Source organism: Nocardioides luteus, assembly GCF_000960475.2.
Lineage (GTDB): Bacteria > Actinomycetota > Actinomycetes > Propionibacteriales > Nocardioidaceae > Nocardioides > Nocardioides luteus_A.
In genome coordinates, this window is record NZ_JZDQ02000010.1 from 124,390 (window position 1) to 141,006 (window position 16,617).

Below are 16,617 nucleotides of genomic sequence, written 5' to 3' on the forward strand. Positions count from 1 at the left end.
ATATCGCACACCCTGGTCGTCTGTCGCAATAGCGCACCAATCACCGCTGAGACGAAGAGGGTCTCGCCCGAGCGACCCTTTAGCCTTGGACGCATGAGAACGACCGGGGACGCAGGGGGAGGGCAGTCGGCTCTGACCGGCCCGGTCGAGGTCGTCGGGGTCGGACTGCTCGGCACCTCGGTGGCACTGGCGTGCGCGGCGGCCGGCATCGACGTGCTGCTCAGCGACTCGGTCGCCAGCCACGTACGCACCGCGAGCGGCCTCGGCGCCGGCCGCCGCCGCAAGCCGGGCGACACGCCGCAGCTGGTCGTCGTCGCGGTCCCGCCGGCGCACCTCGGTGAGGTCATCACCCGAGCCCTCGCCGACAGCCCGGACGCGGTCGTCACCGATGTCGGCAGCGTGAAGGCCTCGCCGCTGGCCTACGTGCGCGAGCACAGCCCCGACGACGTACGCCGCTACGTCGGTGGCCACCCGATGGCCGGCAGCGAACGCTCCGGGCCGCTGGCCGCGACCGCGACCCTGTTCGAGGGCCGGCCGTGGGCGGTGACGCCGCATCCCGAGGCCGATCCCGCAGCGACCGCGCTCGCCGGCGAGCTCGCCGCTGTGTGCGGAGCCGTCCCGCTCACGCTCAGCCCGGAGGAGCACGACCAGGCGGTCGCCCGCACCTCCCACGTGCCGCACCTGATGGCCGCCCTCGTGGCCGGCCGGCTCGCGGTGGCGCCCGAGGGACATCTCGGCCTCAGCGGCCAGGGGGTGCGCGACGTGACCCGGGTCGCCGCAGGTGACCCCGGGCTCTACGGCCAGATCGTCGCCGGCAACGCCCGCGCCGTGACCGAGCTGCTGACCGAGGTGCGCGCCCAGCTCGACGAGATGATCACGGCCGTCGGCACCGGTGACGCGGCCACCCTGGACGTACTCCTCAAGGAGGGGCAGGCCGGCACCCGGGCCATCCCCGGCAAGCACGGCGGCCCGCAGACCGCGCAGGCGACCATCTATGTCACGGTCCCCGACGAGCCCGGCAACCTGGCCCGGCTCTTCGCCGACGCGGGGGAGAGCGGCGTCAACATCGAGGACGTACGCATCGACCACGACCCCGGCCGCCCGGTCGGTGTCATGGAGCTGATCGTGGCCGACGACGCGGCCGACCGGATGCAGGCGGTTCTGGAGTCCCGGGGTTGGGTCGCTCACCGGTAGGCTCCCGCCCGTGAGCAGCAGCAACCCGACCAGTGACCCCGCCCGCATCGTCATCGCCGTCGACGGCACCTCCGGCTCCGGGAAGTCGAGCACCTCGCGCGGGGTCGCCGACCGCCTGGGAATGCGCTACCTCGACACCGGCGCGATGTACCGGGCGATGACCTGGTGGATGCTCAGCAACGACATCGACGTGCACGACGCGGACGCGGTCGCCGCCGCGACCGGCAAGCCGGTGATCACCTCCGGCACCGACCCCCTCGGCCCGACGATCGCCCTCGACGGCGCCGACGTCTCGGTCGAGATCCGCAGCGACCGGGTCAACGCCGCCGTCTCGCCGGTCGCCACGGTTCCCGAGGTCCGCGCCCGCCTGATCGCCCTCCAGAAGCAGGAGATCGAGCAGGCCCTCGCCGCCGGCAACGGCATCGTGGTCGAGGGCCGCGACATCGGCACCGCGGTCTGGCCCGAGGCCGAGCTGAAGCTGTACGTCACCGCCGATCCCGCCGCCCGCGCCGCGCGCCGTGCGGCCGAGGAGGGCGGCACCGACGCGGAGGCCGTCCGCGCGTCGCTGGAGAACCGCGACAAGATCGACTCGACCAAGGGCGGTGCGGCGGTGCCGGAGGGTGCCACCCACCTCGACACGACGCCCTACACGCTGGAGGAGGTCATCGAGTCGGTGGTCGAGCTCGTCGAGACCACGGTTCGTGCAACAGCCGAGAAGGCGGGGGAGTGAGAGACCTTCCAGACACGGATGGGGTCCCGCACCCCACCCGGTGGCCGCTCTACCACCTCAACGTCTACGCCCGGTGGCTGATCCGGCGCCGCTTCGACGTACGGCTGCACGAGACGGGCAACATCCCGGCGACGGGGCCGGTCGTCTTCGCGTCCAACCACATCGGCATCATCGACGGCCCGTTGCTCGCGATCTTCACGCCGCGGCCGGTGCACGCCCTGACCAAGCTGGAGATGTTCGAGCACTGGTTCCTCGGCCCGTTCCTGCGCTGGGCCGGCCAGGTGCCGCTCTACCGGATGGGCAGCGACCCGGCGGCGGTGAAGATGACGCTGCGCGTCCTGCGCGACGGCAACGCCGTCGGGATCTATCCGGAGGGCCACCGGGGCGCGGGCGACCTTGCCCGGTTCAAGCGAGGGGCGGCCTACTTCGCGATGGTCTCGGGCGCCCCGGTGGTGCCGGTGACCATGCTCGGCAGCCGCGACCCGGGTGGCGGCGTCTCGTCGCTGCCGCACAAAGGTGCCCGGATCGACATCGTCTATGGCGAGCCTTTCCACGTCGAGCGCGTAGGCTGGCCGCGTACCAGGGAACAAGTCGGGCATGTCTCGGGTTTGCTCCAGAAGCACATGCAGGTCCAACAGGACCATGCCCTGGCGTTGACCGGTCGCGAGCTGCCCGGTCCGCTACCTACCGAGGAGAACGATGACTGACCCCGACGTTTCGTACGAGGACGTGCGAGACATGACCGAGACCGACGAGACCCCGACCGGCCCGCTGCCGGTGCTGGCGGTCGTCGGCCGCCCGAACGTCGGGAAGTCGACTCTGGTCAACCGGATCATCGGCCGCCGCGAGGCGGTCGTCCAGGACGTACCGGGCGTGACCCGCGACCGCGTCTCCTACGACGCCGACTGGAACGGCAAGGCCTTCACGCTGGTCGACACCGGCGGCTGGGACCCCGACGCCCAGGGCCTGGCCGAGCGGATCGCCGCCCAGGCCGAGATCGCGGTCTCCCTGGCCGACGCCGTGCTCTTCGTCGTCGACGCGACGGTGGGCATCACCGACGCCGACGAGGCGGTCGTACGCATCCTGCGCAAGTCAGGCAAGCCGGTCGTCCTCGCCGCCAACAAGGTCGACGACCTGCGCACCGAGGCCGAGGCCGCCGCGCTGTGGAACCTCGGGCTCGGTGAGCCCTGGCCGGTCTCCGCGCTGCACGGCCGCGGCTCGGGCGATATGCTCGACGCGATCCTCGAGGTGCTGCCCGACCCGCCGCCGCTCCCCGAGGGCACCGAGATCGGTGGCCCCCGTCGGGTCGCTCTGGTCGGCAAGCCCAACGTCGGCAAGTCGTCGCTGCTCAACAAGCTGGCCAAGGAGGAGCGGGCGGTCGTCGACAACGTCGCCGGCACCACCGTCGACCCGGTCGACGAGCTGATCGAGCTCGGTGGCCGCGAGTGGCGCTTCATCGACACCGCGGGCATCAGGAAGCGGGTCAAGGAGGCCTCGGGCCACGAGTACTACGCGTCCCTGCGCACCACGACCGCGATCGACCGCGCCGAGGTGGCCGTGCTGGTCATCGACGGCGGCGAGAAGATCTCCGAGCAGGACATCCGCATCCTGCAGACCGTCCGCGAGGCCGGTCGCGCCCTGGTGATCGCCTTCAACAAGTGGGACCTCGTCGACGAGGACCGCCGCTGGCAGCTCGACCGCGAGATCGAGCGCGACCTCGTGCAGGTGCAGTGGGCGCCGCGGATCAACATCACCGCGCGCACCGGCTGGCACGTCGACCGCCTGGTCCCCGCTCTCGACAAGGCCCTCGAGGGCTGGGAGACGCGGATCGGCACCGGCGCGCTGAACTCGTTCCTCGGTCGCCTCGTCGCCGAGCACCCGCACCCGGTCCGGTCGGGCAAGCAGCCGAAGATCCTCTTCGGCACCCAGCCCTCGACCGCGCCGCCGACGTTCATCCTGTTCACCAGCGGCAAGCTCGAGGCCTCCTACGAACGCTTCATCGAGCGCCGCCTGCGCGAGGAGTTCGGATTCGTCGGCACCCCGATCGTGCTCCAGCAGCGGGTCCGGGAGAAGCGCAAGCGCTAGCCGGCAGCGCAACGGAACAGGCCCGCAGGGCACCGATGGTGACCTGCGGGCCTGACGTACGTCTGGGGCTAGCCGGGCTACGCGGCGGAACCGTCCGCGGCGACCTCGGGGGCCTTGACCTCGAGGCGCTCCAGCACACCCTGGTAGAGCTTCGTCAGCGCCGCGACCTCTTCGGGGGTGAACGCGTCGAACATGACCCGGCGGATGAGCTTCACGTGCTCGGGAGCGGCGGCCTCGATGGCCTCGAGCCCGGCCGGGGTGAGGTCGACGTAGGCGCCACGCCGGTCGTCGAGGCACTCGCGGCGCTCGACGAGGCCGCGCGCGGCCATCCGCATCACCTGGCGCGAGAGCCGGCTCTTCTCCCACTGCAGCTTGTCGCCGAGCTCGTACATCCGCAGCGACCGGTCGGGGACGTCGGTCAGGTTGACCAGAACGTCGTAGTCGGCGAGGGAGAGGCCGTTCTTGGCCTGGAGGTCGCGGTTCATCCGCGCGGTGAGCTGTGCGTTGACGGCGAGCCAGGAACGCCATGCCACCTGTTCGTCGTTGCTGAGCCACTTGACCTCGTCCATGAGGTACACCTTACCGATTCGTAACTGCTGGTTCAGCAGCACCGGGCACCGGCCCGGGAGCGTTGGCTGCTTAGGCTAACGGTTGATGCAGAAACTAGACTGTTCTCCATGAGGAGCGCACGATGAGCATCGACATGGACTTCATCACGAAGGACCGTGAGCGGATCAAGAAGGAGTACCTCCGCGAGGAGGGCGCCCGGCCGGCCAGCACGGCCCGGGGGATCCACCACACCGCGCTGCTCTCCTCCGACGTACGCCGGTCGATCGACTTCTACCAGGGGCTTCTCGAGTTCCCGCTGACCGAGATCTTCGAGAACCGCGACTACGCCGGCTCCGACCACTTCTTCTTCGACGTCGGGGCGGGCAACCTGCTGGCCTTCTTCACGCTCCCCGGCCTCGACCTGGGCCCGTACGCCGAGGTGCTCGGCGGGCTGCACCACATCGCGATCTCGGTCACCCGGGAGAAGTGGGACTACCTGCGCGCCAAGCTCGACGACGCCGGCATCGACTACATGGTCGAGTCCAAGTCGTCGATCTACTTCAAGGGACCCGACGGAGAGCGGCTCGAGCTCCTCGCCGACCCGCTGGGGGAGATGTACGGCACCAAGGTGCTCTGAGGTTCAGGTGCATCCGGGACGGGGTGAGCCCGTCCCGGATGCCCTCAGGGACGGTCGAACGGGTCCTCGGGCACCTCGAGCTCGAGCTGCTCCTCGTAGACCTGCTCCTCGGCCCGCCGGTCGGCGAGCCACGCGGTCAGCGCCACCACGACCAGCTGCGAGCGGGACTCCGCGGCCATCTCGTGGACCATGGCATCGAGGACGTCGACGTTCGTGGCCAGCAGGCGCAGGGGCATCGTGACGTACGGGTCCTCGAGGCGCTTCGGCTGCGGGACGGTGCGCAGGAAGGTGCCGTCGGAGACGGGCCTGGTCTTCTCGCGCAGCGCGGCCTGGTGGGCCCGCAGGAGGACCGGGAGCCGGGGGCGGGTCGCGGCGACGGCGTCGAGCATCACGTCGACCAGCGAGCGCGGGACCTCCTGGCTGTAGGTCTTCCACTGTGCGGCCAGGGATGCCGGCACGGAGAGGCTGATCGCCTGCACCGGCATCCCCTGACGGCGCCCAGCACCCTCCCGCTTCGACCGCGTCCGGTGGGCAGGGGTGCCCTTGCGGGAGATCGGGTCGAGCTTGCCGGAGGGCGCTGGGCTGGTGGTCTCTTCGGTGCTGTTCGGGGCTGTGTTGGATGGGGAAGGTGTATCCGACACGGTGTGCTCCTGTGGTGGGTGTGATCCATGTGTCAGGAGTGATTGTGTCGGACAGCACCGACAGTTTCGTGAGGGTGGGTGTCAGATGACCAGGCTCAGCGCCAGGACGAACACCAGCCCGGACACCGAGAGCACCGTCTCCATCAGCGACCAGGACTTGATCGTCTGCACCACGTCGAGGCCGAAGTACTCCTTGACCAGCCAGAACCCGGCGTCGTTGACGTGGGAGAAGAACACCGAGCCGGCGCCGACGGCCAGCACCACGAGCGAGACCTCGGCGGTGGGCATGTTGGCGACCAGGTCGACCACCAGCGAGGAGGCGGTGATCGTGGCGACGGTCGCTGAGCCGGTGGCGAGACGGATGAGGACCGCGAGCACCCAGGCGAGGAGGATCGCGGAGACGCCCGAGCCCTGCGCCCACTCGGCGAGCTGGGTGCCGATGCCGGTGTCGATCAGCGACTGCTTGAAGCCACCGCCGGCGGCGACGATGAGCACGATGCCCGCGATCGGCGGGAGCGACTGCTCGACGGTCTTGGCGATCTGACGGCGGTCCATCCCGGCACCGCGGCCGAGGGTGAACATGGCGACGATCACCGCGATGGTCAGCGCGACGAGCGGGTAGCCGATCACGTCGAAGACCTGCTGGACCTGGTTCTCCGGGTCGTTGATCACGATGTCGACGATCGCCTTGGCGAGCATCAGCACGAGCGGCAGCAGGACGCTGAACAGGGTGATGCCGAAGGAGGGACGGCGGGTGCCGGCGGAGCCCTCGGTCACCGGCGCGGCGTCGAAGGTGTGGGGCGCGTCGACGACGACCCAGCGGCCCGCGAGCCGGCCGAACAGCGGACCGCTGACGACGATGACCGGGATGGCGACGAGTACGCCGAGGGCCAGTGTCGTGCCGAGGTCGGCCTGGAGCGCGCCGATGGCGGCGAGCGGACCCGGGTGCGGCGGCACCAGGCCGTGCATCGCGGAGAGACCGGCGAGGGTCGGGATGCCGACCGTGATCAGCGAGACCTGGGCCCGACGGGCGACCAGGTAGATGACCGGCATCAGCAGCACCAGGCCGATCTCGAAGAACATCGGCAGGCCGATGATCGCGCCGACGAGCGCCATCGCCCACGGCAGCGTACGGACCGACGACTTGCCCACGATGGTGTCGACGATCTGGTCGGCGCCGCCGGAGTCGGCGAGGAGCTTGGCGAACATCGCGCCCAGCGCGATCAGCAGGCCCACGCCGGTGGCGGTCGTGCCGAAGCCGTTGCCGAAGGAGGTGATCACGTCCATCACGTTGCGCCCGGACAGCACGCCGACCGCGATGCCGCCGAGCAGCAGCGCGAGGAACGGGTGCAGCTTGACGTAGGTGATGAGGACGACGATCAGCGCGATCGCGGCCAGGGCGGCGGCGAGCAGCACGCCTCCTGAGGCGACCGGAGCGACCGGCTCGATCGCGGCGGCGAGGATGTTCATGCGGATTCCTTGGTCAGGTTCGAGGTGGGGTCGATGGTGGCGAGGTAGCGGTCGACGATCGCATCGATGTCCTGATCGATGTCGATGGTCGTGCCCTGCTCGTCGGGAGCGAGGGGCTCGAGGGTGGCGAACTGCGAGCGCAACAACGAGGGTGGCATGAAGTGCCCCGCGCGGGCGGACAGGCGCGCCTCGACCACCTCGGGGGAGCCGCTGAGGTGGAGCAGCCGGACGCCACGGGCGCGGCGGTGGAGCAGGTCGCGATAGCTGCGCTTGAGCGCCGAGCAGCTCAGCACCGCACCCGTGTGCTCGTGCTCGGCGAGCCAGCCGCCGAGCGTGTTCAGCCAGGGTTGCCGGTCGTGATCGTCGAGCGGACGGCCCGAGGCCATCTTCGCGATGTTCTCCGGCGGGTGGAAGTCGTCGGCGTCGGCGAAGGGGACCCGGAGACGCTGGGCGATCGCAGCGCCGACGGTCGACTTGCCGGAGCCGGAGACTCCCATGACGACGAGGAGGGGGTTCTGTGTCACGCGTCACAGCGTGCATCAAAAGGCATCCGTTTGGCAAGGCGGCGTGTTGTAAAGGATTCCGATTGCGCTGCGCTGAGGATGTGCGACGATGCCGCCGTGACGACTTCCAGCGGCGAGGCCGCGCACCGATTGCACCAGAGCGTGAGGGACGCGCTCGGGCGCCAGATCGTGTCCGGAGAGCTGTCGACGGGGGCCGTTCTCACGCTGGAGGGGATCCAGGCGACGTACGAGGTCTCGCGGCCGGTCGCCCGTGAGGCGGTGCGGGTGCTGCAGGCGATGGGCATGGTCGCGACCCGGCGCCGCGTCGGCATCACCGTGCTCCCGCGCCAGGAGTGGAACGTCTTCGACCCGCTCGTCATCCGTTGGCGGCTCGACGGCGAGGGCAGGCGCGAGCAGCTGCTCTCGCTCTCCGAGCTGCGCCGCGGCTTCGAGCCGATCGCGGCCCGGCTGTCGGCCGAGCGCGCCCAGCCCGAGCACCACGGCGCCCTCGCCCGAGCCGTGGCCGACATGGTCGTCCACGCCGCCGCGGGTGACCTCGAGGCCTACCTGGAGGCCGACACCGTCTTCCACCGCGTCCTCCTCAGCGCCTGCGGCAACGAGATGCTCGCCGCCTTCGGCGATGTCGTCGCCGAGCTCCTCGCCGGACGTACGCACCACCACCTGATGCCCGCGACACCGAACCCGACGGCCATCGAGCTGCACGAGAAGGTCGCGCTCGCGATCCGCAACGGCGATCCCGACACGGCGGAGGAGTCGATGCGCGCCATCATCGACGAGGCCGCCGAAGCCCTCGCTGCCGCCGACGACCCGCCGTAGGGGTACCGATTGGAGGCCATGCGCCGCCGTGCGGTAATGTTCGGATCGCTTCGAGCGGAGAAATCCACTCGCAGTTTCGGGCTGTGGCGCAGCTTGGTAGCGCACTTGACTGGGGGTCAAGGGGCCGCAGGTTCAAATCCTGTCAGCCCGACCGAAACGAACTGGCTCTGACTTGGCAAACAAGTCAGAGCCAGTTTGGTTTTGGGACGCCTCGGACCCTGCTCAGTGGCCACGCGCCCTCAGATATCGCAGGCCCTGCTTCATGTAGGCGCGGGGATTCGTGTCCAGATGCGCCGCCCATGCGGGGGCGTGCTCGCCACGAGAGTGAGCGACGTACGCCAAGGCGTAGCCGAGGAGCTGCTCGCCCAGATACCCGAGGCGCTGAGTGCGCCAGCCGGTGCTGTCCTGGTGGTAGTCGAACGCTGCGTTGGCGGTGAACACGCCCAGACCGAAGACGACGGTGATGAGATCGGTGAGCTGCTCCTGGTCGTACTGGTCGGGCGCGATCCGGCTCTCGCCGAGGAGACGGACATGACCGACCTCGTGCGCGAGCGTCGCCGTGAGCGAGACCGGAGATCTCAGCTCGCCGCGGCTGACCGCGACCACGAACCGATCGCCGTCGCGGCGGTAATGACCGGCCTCGCCGCTCCACCGGCTGGCCAACGGCACTGTTCCACCGAGGCCCGGGTCGGCCTGGTCCTCGGTGATCTGCAGATCGATCGAGACGCGTGGCGCATGCATCCGGGCGCAGATCAGCTCCAGCACTCGCTCCGCATCGGTCAGCTCATTGCCCGACCACAGGGCGAGGACGGAGCTCGGCAAGAGCACCTCGCCGAACAGAGCGGCGTCGCCGAACTCCGCGCGCAGCCAGTCGACCGAGGTCTCGACCCAGTCACGGGCCTTCTCGGAGACGGGGCACTTCGGACTGAGGAACGACACCCTGGCAGGATCCCGCACCTGGCCTTGATGCGCCTCGCCAAATTGAGCTGAGGACCAGGTCGACAGTCATGTCATTCGCCCTTCTCTGCGTTCTCGCGACGGCTGGGCGGGCTCCAGTCCCAGAGACGGGCGGTCTTGCGGGCCGCGACACCGCCGCCGGCAAGACGGGTGAGGCTGGTCATCAGGCCGTAGGTGAGCGGGTTGGTGGACAGGCTGATCTTCGGGTCCTGCCGGGCCATCCGCGCCACCATCTGGCTGCGGGGGCGCCGGGCCTGGTCGTAGCGTGCCAGAGCGGCGGGGATGTCGGTGGCGTCGGCGAGCTCGGCGGCCAGGACGGTCGCGTCTTCCAGTGCCTGGCATGCGCCCTGGGCGAGGAACGGAGTCATCGCGTGGGCCGCATCGCCGAGCACCGCCACCCGTCCGTCCACATAGGAGGCAAGCGGGTCGAGGTCGAAGATGTCGTGACAGAGCACCGAGTCCGCCGGGGTCGCTGCCAGCAGGGCCGGGATCGGCTTGTGCCACCCTCCGACACGGCGGAGGACCTCGGCGAGGTCGTCGTGATAGCGGACGCCGGGGTCGTCCTGGCGGATGGTGAGGAACCAGAACACCCGCTGGTGGTTGAGCGGGTGCGCGCCGAACCGTGCGCCGCGCCCCCAGGTCTGGAACCCTTCGACGGGCCACACCGCACCCGGTTCGGTCACGCCGCGCCAGCACAGGATCCGCTGGAAGACCGGCGCGGGAGTGTCCGGCCACACCGCCTGGCGGACCGCACTGTGAATCCCGTCCGCCCCGACGAGCAGGTCAGCCTGGGCCGACCGTGGCCCGGCCGGGGTCTGGTAGCTGACGGTCACCCCACGGGGAGACTGCTCGACACCGGTCACCTCGGCGGCGGTACGTACCACCTCGGTCGGCAGCTGCTCGACCAGCACGCGGTGCAGGTCTGCACGATGGTTGGCCAGCAGCGGAGCATCGCGCTCGTGCCGGAACCGCATGAGGTAGTCACCGGCCGGGGTGCGCAGGGTTGCTCCGGCCTCGGTCGGCACCGAGACCGCCCGGAACTCCTCACCCACACCCAACGCGTCCGCCGCACGAACCGCGTTCGGCGCGAACGACCAGCCCGCGCCGACCTCGCGGAGTTCGCTGGGGCGTTCCAGCACGGTCACCGTCCACCCGGCCTGCCGCAGGCCGATCGCCGCGGCGAGCCCGCCGATTCCACCGCCTGCGATCAGCGCCGTCTTGTCCCGTGTGGTCACGGCTGCTTCCTCGTCCTCGGGCGCGGTGTTTCCGTGAAGAGCTTGGCCATCCAGTCGTAGACGTCGTGCGCCACGCGTAGCCGTTCGGCGCGGCCGCTACCGGTCCCGGCCAAGTCGATCCCGTCAGCGGCGAGGTCACGGAACTCGGTCAGGCTGGCGACACGTCGCCGGATCACGGTCTCCCACGCGTCGTCGTCCACGCGGTAGTAATTCGTCCGCTCACCCGGACGGGTGCGCCGGCGCACGAACTTCGCGTCCGTCAACACCCGCATGTTCGTGGCCAACGATGCCTTGCTCGCCCCGATTGCCGCCGCGATCTGGCCCGCGGACTGCTCTGGCGGGTCACAGATCATGAGCCATCCCAGGATCCGGCCTGCGATCGGAGGCACCCCGTACTCCTCGGCACAGAACATCGCCATCCGCTCGACCCAGTCGAGCACCTGCTCACGCTCCGCCACGCGAACCGCCTTCCATCATCGTCCAGGAAGTTCAGTATGTTCTGAACTAGCTATCCATAGCAAGCCTGTGGCTGGGCGAAGGCCACGGCGGAGTGGGAGGGCGGTGTGCGCATCGACGTACTCAACGGGCCACAGCCTTGCGACGAGGCTCACGCAATCGTGGATCGATGCTGCGCCCATCGGGTGAGACGGACGGTCGGTTGCCGCCGCGAGGTCGGGCCGGTGAGGCCCCGCGGCGTGGCTCGGGTCCGGGTGATCCATTGAGGTAGGTCAGGGGTGCGCCCACCTGCCAGGTGTGCCGGCCTTCGACCTCGGCACGGGTGTCGCCCAGGCAGTTGCGGGTGGTGCCGGCGAAGAGCGCGAAGTTGCGGGCGCGGTGGCGCCCTGCGGGGCCGGTGTCGTGGCACTGTTTGCGTGGACACCAGAGGTGATCCAAGAACGTACTCGGATCGGGGACACGGATGAGACTCATGCTCGGGGTTGGGGTCGCAGGCTTGGTGCTGGGTCTGTCGGGGTGCGGGCCGTTTGATCGGGACGCGGCCTTGGAGAAAGACCTCCTGAAGATGGCCGGAGTCGAGGCGGTTGATGTCGATGACCGGCGGGTGGAGTTCTCTGAGGTCAAGGAGAGCGACCTGAAACCGGTCGCTGATCGGATCGCCAAGTGGGAAGACGACGGCGGCTTCACGGCCAGGGTGGATGGCTGGGATCTGAGGAGCAACGGCGTGGTCGTCGGCTCTGATGTGGCGCAGCAGGAACTGCCCAACGAGGCCGTTGCCGGGTTCGTGGAGTTGGCGGGTCTCGACCTCGGTCGATACACCTCAGAGGAGATCAAGCCGTTCGGTTCGGCGGGGATCGATGACTCGTTCTGGGTGTCGCTGGAGGGCGTCGAGGACCCGATGGGCGTCACCGTCACCGTGCTGAAGGCCCTGGGAGATCATGCGACTCGTTACGGCACGCTCTCGGTCGAGGTTCCGGGAGGATCTCGTGTCCTGGTGGGGATGGACAAGCTCGACGCGAGCCTGATCGGCAGCGTCGTGACGGACCTCGAAAGCCTGCCGGACTGGAGCGCCTATGACGGTGCGTCGGTGCAGGTCGGCGGCTTCAACGAGAAGCCGAACAAGATCGGGCTCCACTTCAATGTTCCCTTGGCCGACACGGTCGATGCCAACAGGTCGGCTCTCGCCGCGCAGGCGAAGCTGGTTAACCCGAACGACCTCTTCGTGTCGGTCACCGACGTGCCTTCTGCTCTTGGTGATGGGCAGCATCGAGGAAGTCGAGAGCGAGGTTGCGATCCTCGAAGGGCTGAAGCATTCGCCGATCGCGAGCGTCACCTACGTCGGCGGCGGGGCCGATAGCTGGTTGGTGCTGACCGTCAAGTCACGGGCTGACCTCCTCACGGTCGCACAGGACGCGGAGCGAATAGGTGTCGGCAGACTCGACATGTCGATCGAAGGACAGGATCCGCTCGGTGACAAGGTCGCAGGCACGCCGGCGGAGTTGATCAAGCAGCTGAGCCGCTAGGGGATGCGTCTCCATCGCGGCCCGTGGTGGACGGTTGCAGGCTCAGGAGCCGCTTTGTCGCACGGGTCATGGCGACGTAGAGGTCGCGCGGGCCGGCGTCCCCGGCGGCTCGGACGCCCGCGGGGTCGACGATGATCACGGTGTCGAACTCCAGGCCGCGGGCGTCGGGCGCGGCGACGATCGTCCCGCCCGCCTTCGCGACCTCGGCCTCCAGAGCGTGCGACCGGTCGGTGGCGGCGATGACGCCGATCAGCTCACCGGGGTGCTTCTGAGTCACCTCGGCGATCAGGCTGCCCAGCGTCGACGGGAGGGCCTCGTCGGTCACGCCGAGGACCCGTGGCTGGTCGCCGTGGCGGATCGATCTGGAGAGCTGCTGATCGGGAGCGATCTCGGCCAGCAGCGGCTCGGTGGCGAGCAGGATCTCGGTCGTGGTGCGGTAGTTGACCGTCAGCCGGTGGTGGACGAAGCGCTCCTCGACGTACGGGCTCAACGCGTCGTCCCACGAACGGAGGGTGGTCGAGGGGCCTGCCTGGGCGAGGTCTCCGACGATCGTCATCGAGCGGCTCGGGCAGCGGCGCATCAGCGCCCGCCACTCCATCTCGGAGAGCTGCTGGGCCTCGTCGACGACGATGTGTCCGTAGCTCGTCTCGGACGCACCGTCGACGAGGGCGCGCGCCTCGTCCAGGAGGGCGAGATCCGCGCTGCTCCACCCGTCGCGAGCACCGAGGAGCGCGAGATCGTCGGCGGTGACAACGGGAAGAACGGCGGCGAGTACGTCACGGCTGCTCAGCAGCCCGCGGACGAGATCCTCAGGAGAGAGCCGGGGCCAGACCCGGGCGATCGCGCGGTCGATGGTCGGGTCCTCGAGGAGATCCTCACGGATGCTGTCCCAGTCGATGTCGAGCTCGTCCTGCGAGGCTTCGCCGTCGACACCGGCGAGCCGGTCGAGATCGATGCCCAGCAGTGCCTCAAGCTCCTCCTCGAAGTCGGACATCTCCGTCGTGGTGCGCCGTTCCAGCTCGCTGACCAGGTCGTCGACGACGTACTCGGTGAAGAGGGCGCGGGCGCGGTTGTGTCCGACGTCGCCCTGCAGGGCCTGGCGGCGGGCGGCGTCGACGACCTCCGGGGCGAGGGTCACCGTGTCGTGGGTGGTCTTCAGCTCCAGCGGTACGCCGTGCGGCTGATGGCTCCGCACCAGACGCGCGAGGCCGTCGGCGAGCGCCGAGCGGCCCTTGATCCGCGCGATGTGGTCCGGCTCGGCCCGGGTCGCCTCGACATCCACCAGATCCGGCATCGTCGCCAGGACGACGTCGTTCTCGCCGAGCGACGGCAGCACCTCGGAGATGTAGGTGAGGAAGCGCCGGTTCGGTCCGAAGACGAGCACGCCCCGCTCGGCGATCGAAGGGAAGGCGTAGAGCACGTACGCCGCGCGGTGCAGCGCGACGATGGTCTTGCCGGTCCCCGGGCCGCCGTCGACGACCATGATCCCGCGATGGGGCGACCGTACGATCTCGTCCTGCTCGGCCTGGAGGGTCGCGGCGGCCTCGTGCATCCGGCCGGTCCGGGCCGTGCTGAGCGCGGCGACGAGCGGGCTGTCGCCCACGAGGTCCACCGCGGTCGGCGACGTACCGTCGAGGATCTCGTCGTTGACGTCTATGACCCGGCCCCCGTCGAGGCGCAGGTGGCGACGCCGGCGCACCCCCATCGGCGCGGCCATCGTCGCCGCGTAGAACGGCCGCGCGGCCTCGGCCCGCCAGTCGATGAGCAGCGGTTCGCCGGCCTCGGAGCGCAGCCCGATCCGGCCGATGTGCAAGGACTCGCCGTCCTCGGCACGGTCGATCCGCCCGAAGCACAGGGCGTGCTCCGCTGCCTGCAGCTGTCGGATGCTCTCGGTCAGCTGGGCGACCTCCAGATCCCTGGCATAACGCTCGGCTGGCCCGTCGACGGGCGCCGCGATCGCCCGCTCCTGCGCTGTGCGCCTCGCGCTCACCTCGGCCTCGAGGAGCGCATGCATCGCGTCCACCGACCGCTGCTCCTCGTCGACCTGCCCGGCTCTGTCGAGCTGCTCGCCCACGTACCCGCCTTCCGTTGGAGGACGTCAACTATGGGTGGCGATCTGGGTAAAGACAACGTTGATCTTTTCCCGGATCCGTGGCCTCACCTGCGGCTGAGCTTTCGGTCTGGATCTAATCGTCGCCGCGCTCGAGGTTGCTCTCCACGATGAGGCATGTCCGAATTCCTCAGCATCACAGGAGCAACCATGAACAAGACCGTGCGACGGCTGGTACCGATCGGTGCGGCGGTGGTGGCGGTGAACGCCATCGTCCCGGCGGCACTCGCGGATCAGGGAGGCAGCTCCGGGTGGGAGCAGACCTTCACGCCACCGTTCCACCTCGCGGCGGGGGAGAGCTGCACGTTCGAGCTGCAGGCAGACGTCCTGTACGACCACGAGATCACCCGGGTGGCGGAGACGTTCCCCGACGGCTCACCGCGAGTGGTCGACACCCAGGGCTCGCTCGGGTTCCGCTTCACCAACGTCGACAGCGGCGAGTCGATCCGACGCGACACCTCCGGCACCCTGCGCGCGACGATCAGCGAGGACGGCAGCATCGACTTCCGCTTCCACGGCAACGGGCTGGCGGTGATCCGGGTGCCGAACGCGCTCACCGCGCCGGGCGTCTACGTCGTCTCCGGGAACGTCGACTACAGCCGGCATGCCGACGGGCAGCGGGAGTTCACGGAGATCGATGGCACCGTCGAGGACGTGTGCCAGACTCTCGACTGATGATCCAGCTGCGGCTCAGCTCCGCCGTGCTCGCCCGGACACGCTTCGCGTTCTCGCCGTTGGCCGAGGCCGTGAAGAGCTTGTACGCGGCCCATTCCGGCGTCATCCATCCGCTGCACCGCGGCTGGTACGACCGAGCGCGTGGCGAGCTGCGGCGGACCGACAGCGACCTGCTCCGGGCGATCGTGCCGCCCGGGGGACACGTCGCCGAGTTCCTCTTCGTCGGCGCGACCAGCACGGAGACCACCATCGAGGAGCAGCTCCAGCTGGTCGCGGGCTGGCCGCACGAGCACCTCCTGCTGGAGCTGGAGCAGGCCTGGCGCGGGGTCGGGGTCACGCCGGACGTACGCCGGGTCCTCGAGGACGCCGACGCTCCGCAACGGGTCGCGGCAGAGCTCGAGCGCTACTGGCACCAGGTGCTCGCGCCCTACTGGCCCCGGCTGCGCGGGGTCCTCGACGCCGACGTGGCCTACCGTCTGGACCGGCTGGCGCGTGGTGGCATGGCCTCGCTGCTCTCGGACCTGCACCCCTCGCTGCAGCTCACGGATCAGGCGATCCGGATCAACAGCGCCACCGACAGCGACATCGACGGCGGAGGCCTCACCTTGGTCCCGAGCGTCTTCGTCTGGCCGAGGATGTGGGTCGAGCTCGGTCTCCTCGGTGAGCCGAGCCTGACGTACGGCGCTCGTGGCATCGGCACTCTGTGGGCCGACCGGCCGCTGCCGGTGGAGCGCGACGATGCGCTGGGTGAGCTGCTGGGCCGGAGCCGGAGCCAGATCTTGATGACCCTGCAGGTGCCGCGGTCGACGACCGATCTGGCCCGGGAGATCGGACTCTCGGCCGCGACCGTGAGCTCCCATCTGTCGGTACTGCGCCGCACCGGCCTGGTCACCTGCTGGCGCAGCGGCCGGCGGGTGCTCTACCAGCGCACCGCGCTCGCGTCCGTGATGGTCGACGCCGGTCTGGCCGACGTGCGGGACGAGGCACACGGCTGAGCACCGGTCCAGACGTCAGG

Annotated in this window: 17 protein-coding genes and 1 tRNA gene; 10 read left to right on the forward strand and 8 right to left on the reverse strand. The window is 69.7% G+C overall.

All coding sequences use genetic code 11. The annotated features are described in order from the left end of the window. Positions 1–93 precede the first annotated feature (93 nt). From UG56_RS09070 to der, 4 genes are read left to right on the forward strand one after another with little or no spacing between them, the layout of a single operon-like run. Complete coding sequence (locus tag UG56_RS09070) at positions 94–1,194, forward strand: prephenate dehydrogenase (RefSeq protein WP_071326976.1); 1,101 nt, start codon at positions 94–96, stop codon at positions 1,192–1,194. Between the two features lie 10 nt (positions 1,195–1,204). After that, complete coding sequence (gene cmk, locus UG56_RS09075; RefSeq protein ID WP_084100772.1) at positions 1,205–1,924, forward strand: (d)CMP kinase; 720 nt, start codon at positions 1,205–1,207, stop codon at positions 1,922–1,924. Then, a complete protein-coding gene (locus UG56_RS09080; protein ID WP_045550454.1) occupies positions 1,921–2,631 on the forward strand; it encodes a lysophospholipid acyltransferase family protein in 711 nt (236 codons plus the stop codon). The genes cmk and UG56_RS09080 overlap by 4 nt, the downstream gene beginning before the upstream one ends. After that, the gene (gene der / locus UG56_RS09085; protein WP_045550455.1) at positions 2,624–4,009 is read left to right on the forward strand and encodes a ribosome biogenesis GTPase Der; all 1,386 of its coding nucleotides are present in this window, start codon (positions 2,624–2,626) and stop codon (positions 4,007–4,009) included. Before UG56_RS09080 ends, der begins: the two co-directional genes overlap by 8 nt. Positions 4,010–4,086: 77 nt before the next feature. Here der and UG56_RS09090 read toward each other — a convergent pair whose 3' ends face one another. Beyond that, on the reverse strand, positions 4,087–4,578 hold the full coding sequence (locus UG56_RS09090; RefSeq protein ID WP_045550456.1) for a MarR family winged helix-turn-helix transcriptional regulator: 492 nt from the start codon (positions 4,576–4,578) through the stop codon (positions 4,087–4,089). A 122-nt stretch (positions 4,579–4,700) separates the two neighbouring features. Here UG56_RS09090 and UG56_RS09095 point away from each other — a divergent pair, with 122 nt between their 5' ends. Next, the gene (locus UG56_RS09095) at positions 4,701–5,195 is read left to right on the forward strand and encodes a VOC family protein (protein WP_045550457.1); all 495 of its coding nucleotides are present in this window, start codon (positions 4,701–4,703) and stop codon (positions 5,193–5,195) included. Between the two features lie 44 nt (positions 5,196–5,239). On the opposite strand, the gene UG56_RS09100 is transcribed toward UG56_RS09095, so the two are convergent. From UG56_RS09100 to UG56_RS09110, 3 genes are all read right to left on the reverse strand, one after another. Beyond that, complete coding sequence (locus UG56_RS09100) at positions 5,240–5,836, reverse strand: hypothetical protein (RefSeq protein ID WP_143054964.1); 597 nt, start codon at positions 5,834–5,836, stop codon at positions 5,240–5,242. Between the two features lie 81 nt (positions 5,837–5,917). Beyond that, complete coding sequence (locus UG56_RS09105) at positions 5,918–7,306, reverse strand: GntP family permease (protein ID WP_045550458.1); 1,389 nt, start codon at positions 7,304–7,306, stop codon at positions 5,918–5,920. Next, positions 7,303–7,803 (reverse strand): gluconokinase, encoded by a 501-nt coding sequence (locus UG56_RS09110; protein ID WP_045550467.1) that lies wholly within the window; start codon positions 7,801–7,803, stop codon positions 7,303–7,305. Before UG56_RS09110 ends, UG56_RS09105 begins: the two co-directional genes overlap by 4 nt. Positions 7,804–7,926: 123 nt before the next feature. Here UG56_RS09110 and UG56_RS09115 point away from each other — a divergent pair, with 123 nt between their 5' ends. Beyond that, complete coding sequence (locus UG56_RS09115) at positions 7,927–8,646, forward strand: FadR/GntR family transcriptional regulator (RefSeq protein ID WP_256206519.1); 720 nt, start codon at positions 7,927–7,929, stop codon at positions 8,644–8,646. 77 nt (positions 8,647–8,723) lie between these two features. Beyond that, positions 8,724–8,797: transfer RNA gene (locus UG56_RS09120), tRNA-Pro, on the forward strand. A gap of 71 nt (positions 8,798–8,868) precedes the next feature. Here UG56_RS09120 and UG56_RS09125 read toward each other — a convergent pair. The 3 genes from UG56_RS09125 to UG56_RS09135 all read right to left on the reverse strand — a co-directional run bounded on the left by UG56_RS09125 (position 8,869) and on the right by UG56_RS09135 (position 11,296). Then, entirely contained in the window at positions 8,869–9,585 is a 717-nt protein-coding gene (locus tag UG56_RS09125; RefSeq protein WP_045550460.1) for a hypothetical protein, read from the reverse strand. Positions 9,586–9,656: 71 nt separating this feature from the next. After that, on the reverse strand, positions 9,657–10,838 hold the full coding sequence (locus UG56_RS09130) for an FAD-dependent monooxygenase (protein ID WP_045550461.1): 1,182 nt from the start codon (positions 10,836–10,838) through the stop codon (positions 9,657–9,659). Further along, entirely contained in the window at positions 10,835–11,296 is a 462-nt protein-coding gene (locus tag UG56_RS09135) for a GbsR/MarR family transcriptional regulator (RefSeq protein WP_218145172.1), read from the reverse strand. The genes UG56_RS09130 and UG56_RS09135 overlap by 4 nt, the downstream gene beginning before the upstream one ends. A 461-nt stretch (positions 11,297–11,757) precedes the next feature. Here UG56_RS09135 and UG56_RS09140 point away from each other — a divergent pair, with 461 nt between their 5' ends. Continuing rightward, a complete protein-coding gene (locus UG56_RS09140) occupies positions 11,758–12,651 on the forward strand; it encodes a hypothetical protein (RefSeq protein ID WP_143054965.1) in 894 nt (297 codons plus the stop codon). Positions 12,652–12,797: 146 nt separating this feature from the next. On the opposite strand, the gene UG56_RS09145 is transcribed toward UG56_RS09140, so the two are convergent. Further along, positions 12,798–14,891: a HelD family protein gene (locus tag UG56_RS09145; protein ID WP_045550463.1), complete on the reverse strand. Its 2,094-nt coding sequence runs from the start codon at positions 14,889–14,891 to the stop codon at positions 12,798–12,800. A gap of 186 nt (positions 14,892–15,077) precedes the next feature. Between UG56_RS09145 and UG56_RS27850 the strand changes: the two genes are divergently transcribed. Beyond that, complete coding sequence (locus UG56_RS27850; RefSeq protein WP_045550464.1) at positions 15,078–15,602, forward strand: hypothetical protein; 525 nt, start codon at positions 15,078–15,080, stop codon at positions 15,600–15,602. Further along, positions 15,602–16,597, forward strand: coding sequence for an ArsR/SmtB family transcription factor (locus tag UG56_RS28300; RefSeq protein WP_045550465.1), 996 nt, complete (start codon positions 15,602–15,604; stop codon positions 16,595–16,597). Before UG56_RS27850 ends, UG56_RS28300 begins: the two co-directional genes overlap by 1 nt. Positions 16,598–16,617: the final 20 nt, after the last annotated feature.

What these genes read in the sequence shown, in the direction of transcription:
- UG56_RS09070 (WP_071326976.1), top strand. Translation starts at nt 94, where the DNA reads ATGAGAACGACCGGGGACGCAGGGGGAGGGCAGTCGGCTCTGACCGGC.
- der (WP_045550455.1), top strand. Translation starts at nt 2,624, where the DNA reads ATGACTGACCCCGACGTTTCGTACGAGGACGTGCGAGACATGACCGAG.
- UG56_RS09090 (WP_045550456.1), bottom strand. Translation starts at nt 4,578, where the DNA reads ATGGACGAGGTCAAGTGGCTCAGCAACGACGAACAGGTGGCATGGCGT.
- UG56_RS09095 (WP_045550457.1), top strand. Translation starts at nt 4,701, where the DNA reads ATGAGCATCGACATGGACTTCATCACGAAGGACCGTGAGCGGATCAAG.
- UG56_RS09105 (WP_045550458.1), bottom strand. Translation starts at nt 7,306, where the DNA reads ATGAACATCCTCGCCGCCGCGATCGAGCCGGTCGCTCCGGTCGCCTCA.
- UG56_RS09110 (WP_045550467.1), bottom strand. Translation starts at nt 7,803, where the DNA reads ATGGGAGTCTCCGGCTCCGGCAAGTCGACCGTCGGCGCTGCGATCGCC.
- UG56_RS09140 (WP_143054965.1), top strand. Translation starts at nt 11,758, where the DNA reads ATGAGACTCATGCTCGGGGTTGGGGTCGCAGGCTTGGTGCTGGGTCTG.
- UG56_RS27850 (WP_045550464.1), top strand. Translation starts at nt 15,078, where the DNA reads ATGAACAAGACCGTGCGACGGCTGGTACCGATCGGTGCGGCGGTGGTG.
- UG56_RS28300 (WP_045550465.1), top strand. Translation starts at nt 15,602, where the DNA reads ATGATCCAGCTGCGGCTCAGCTCCGCCGTGCTCGCCCGGACACGCTTC.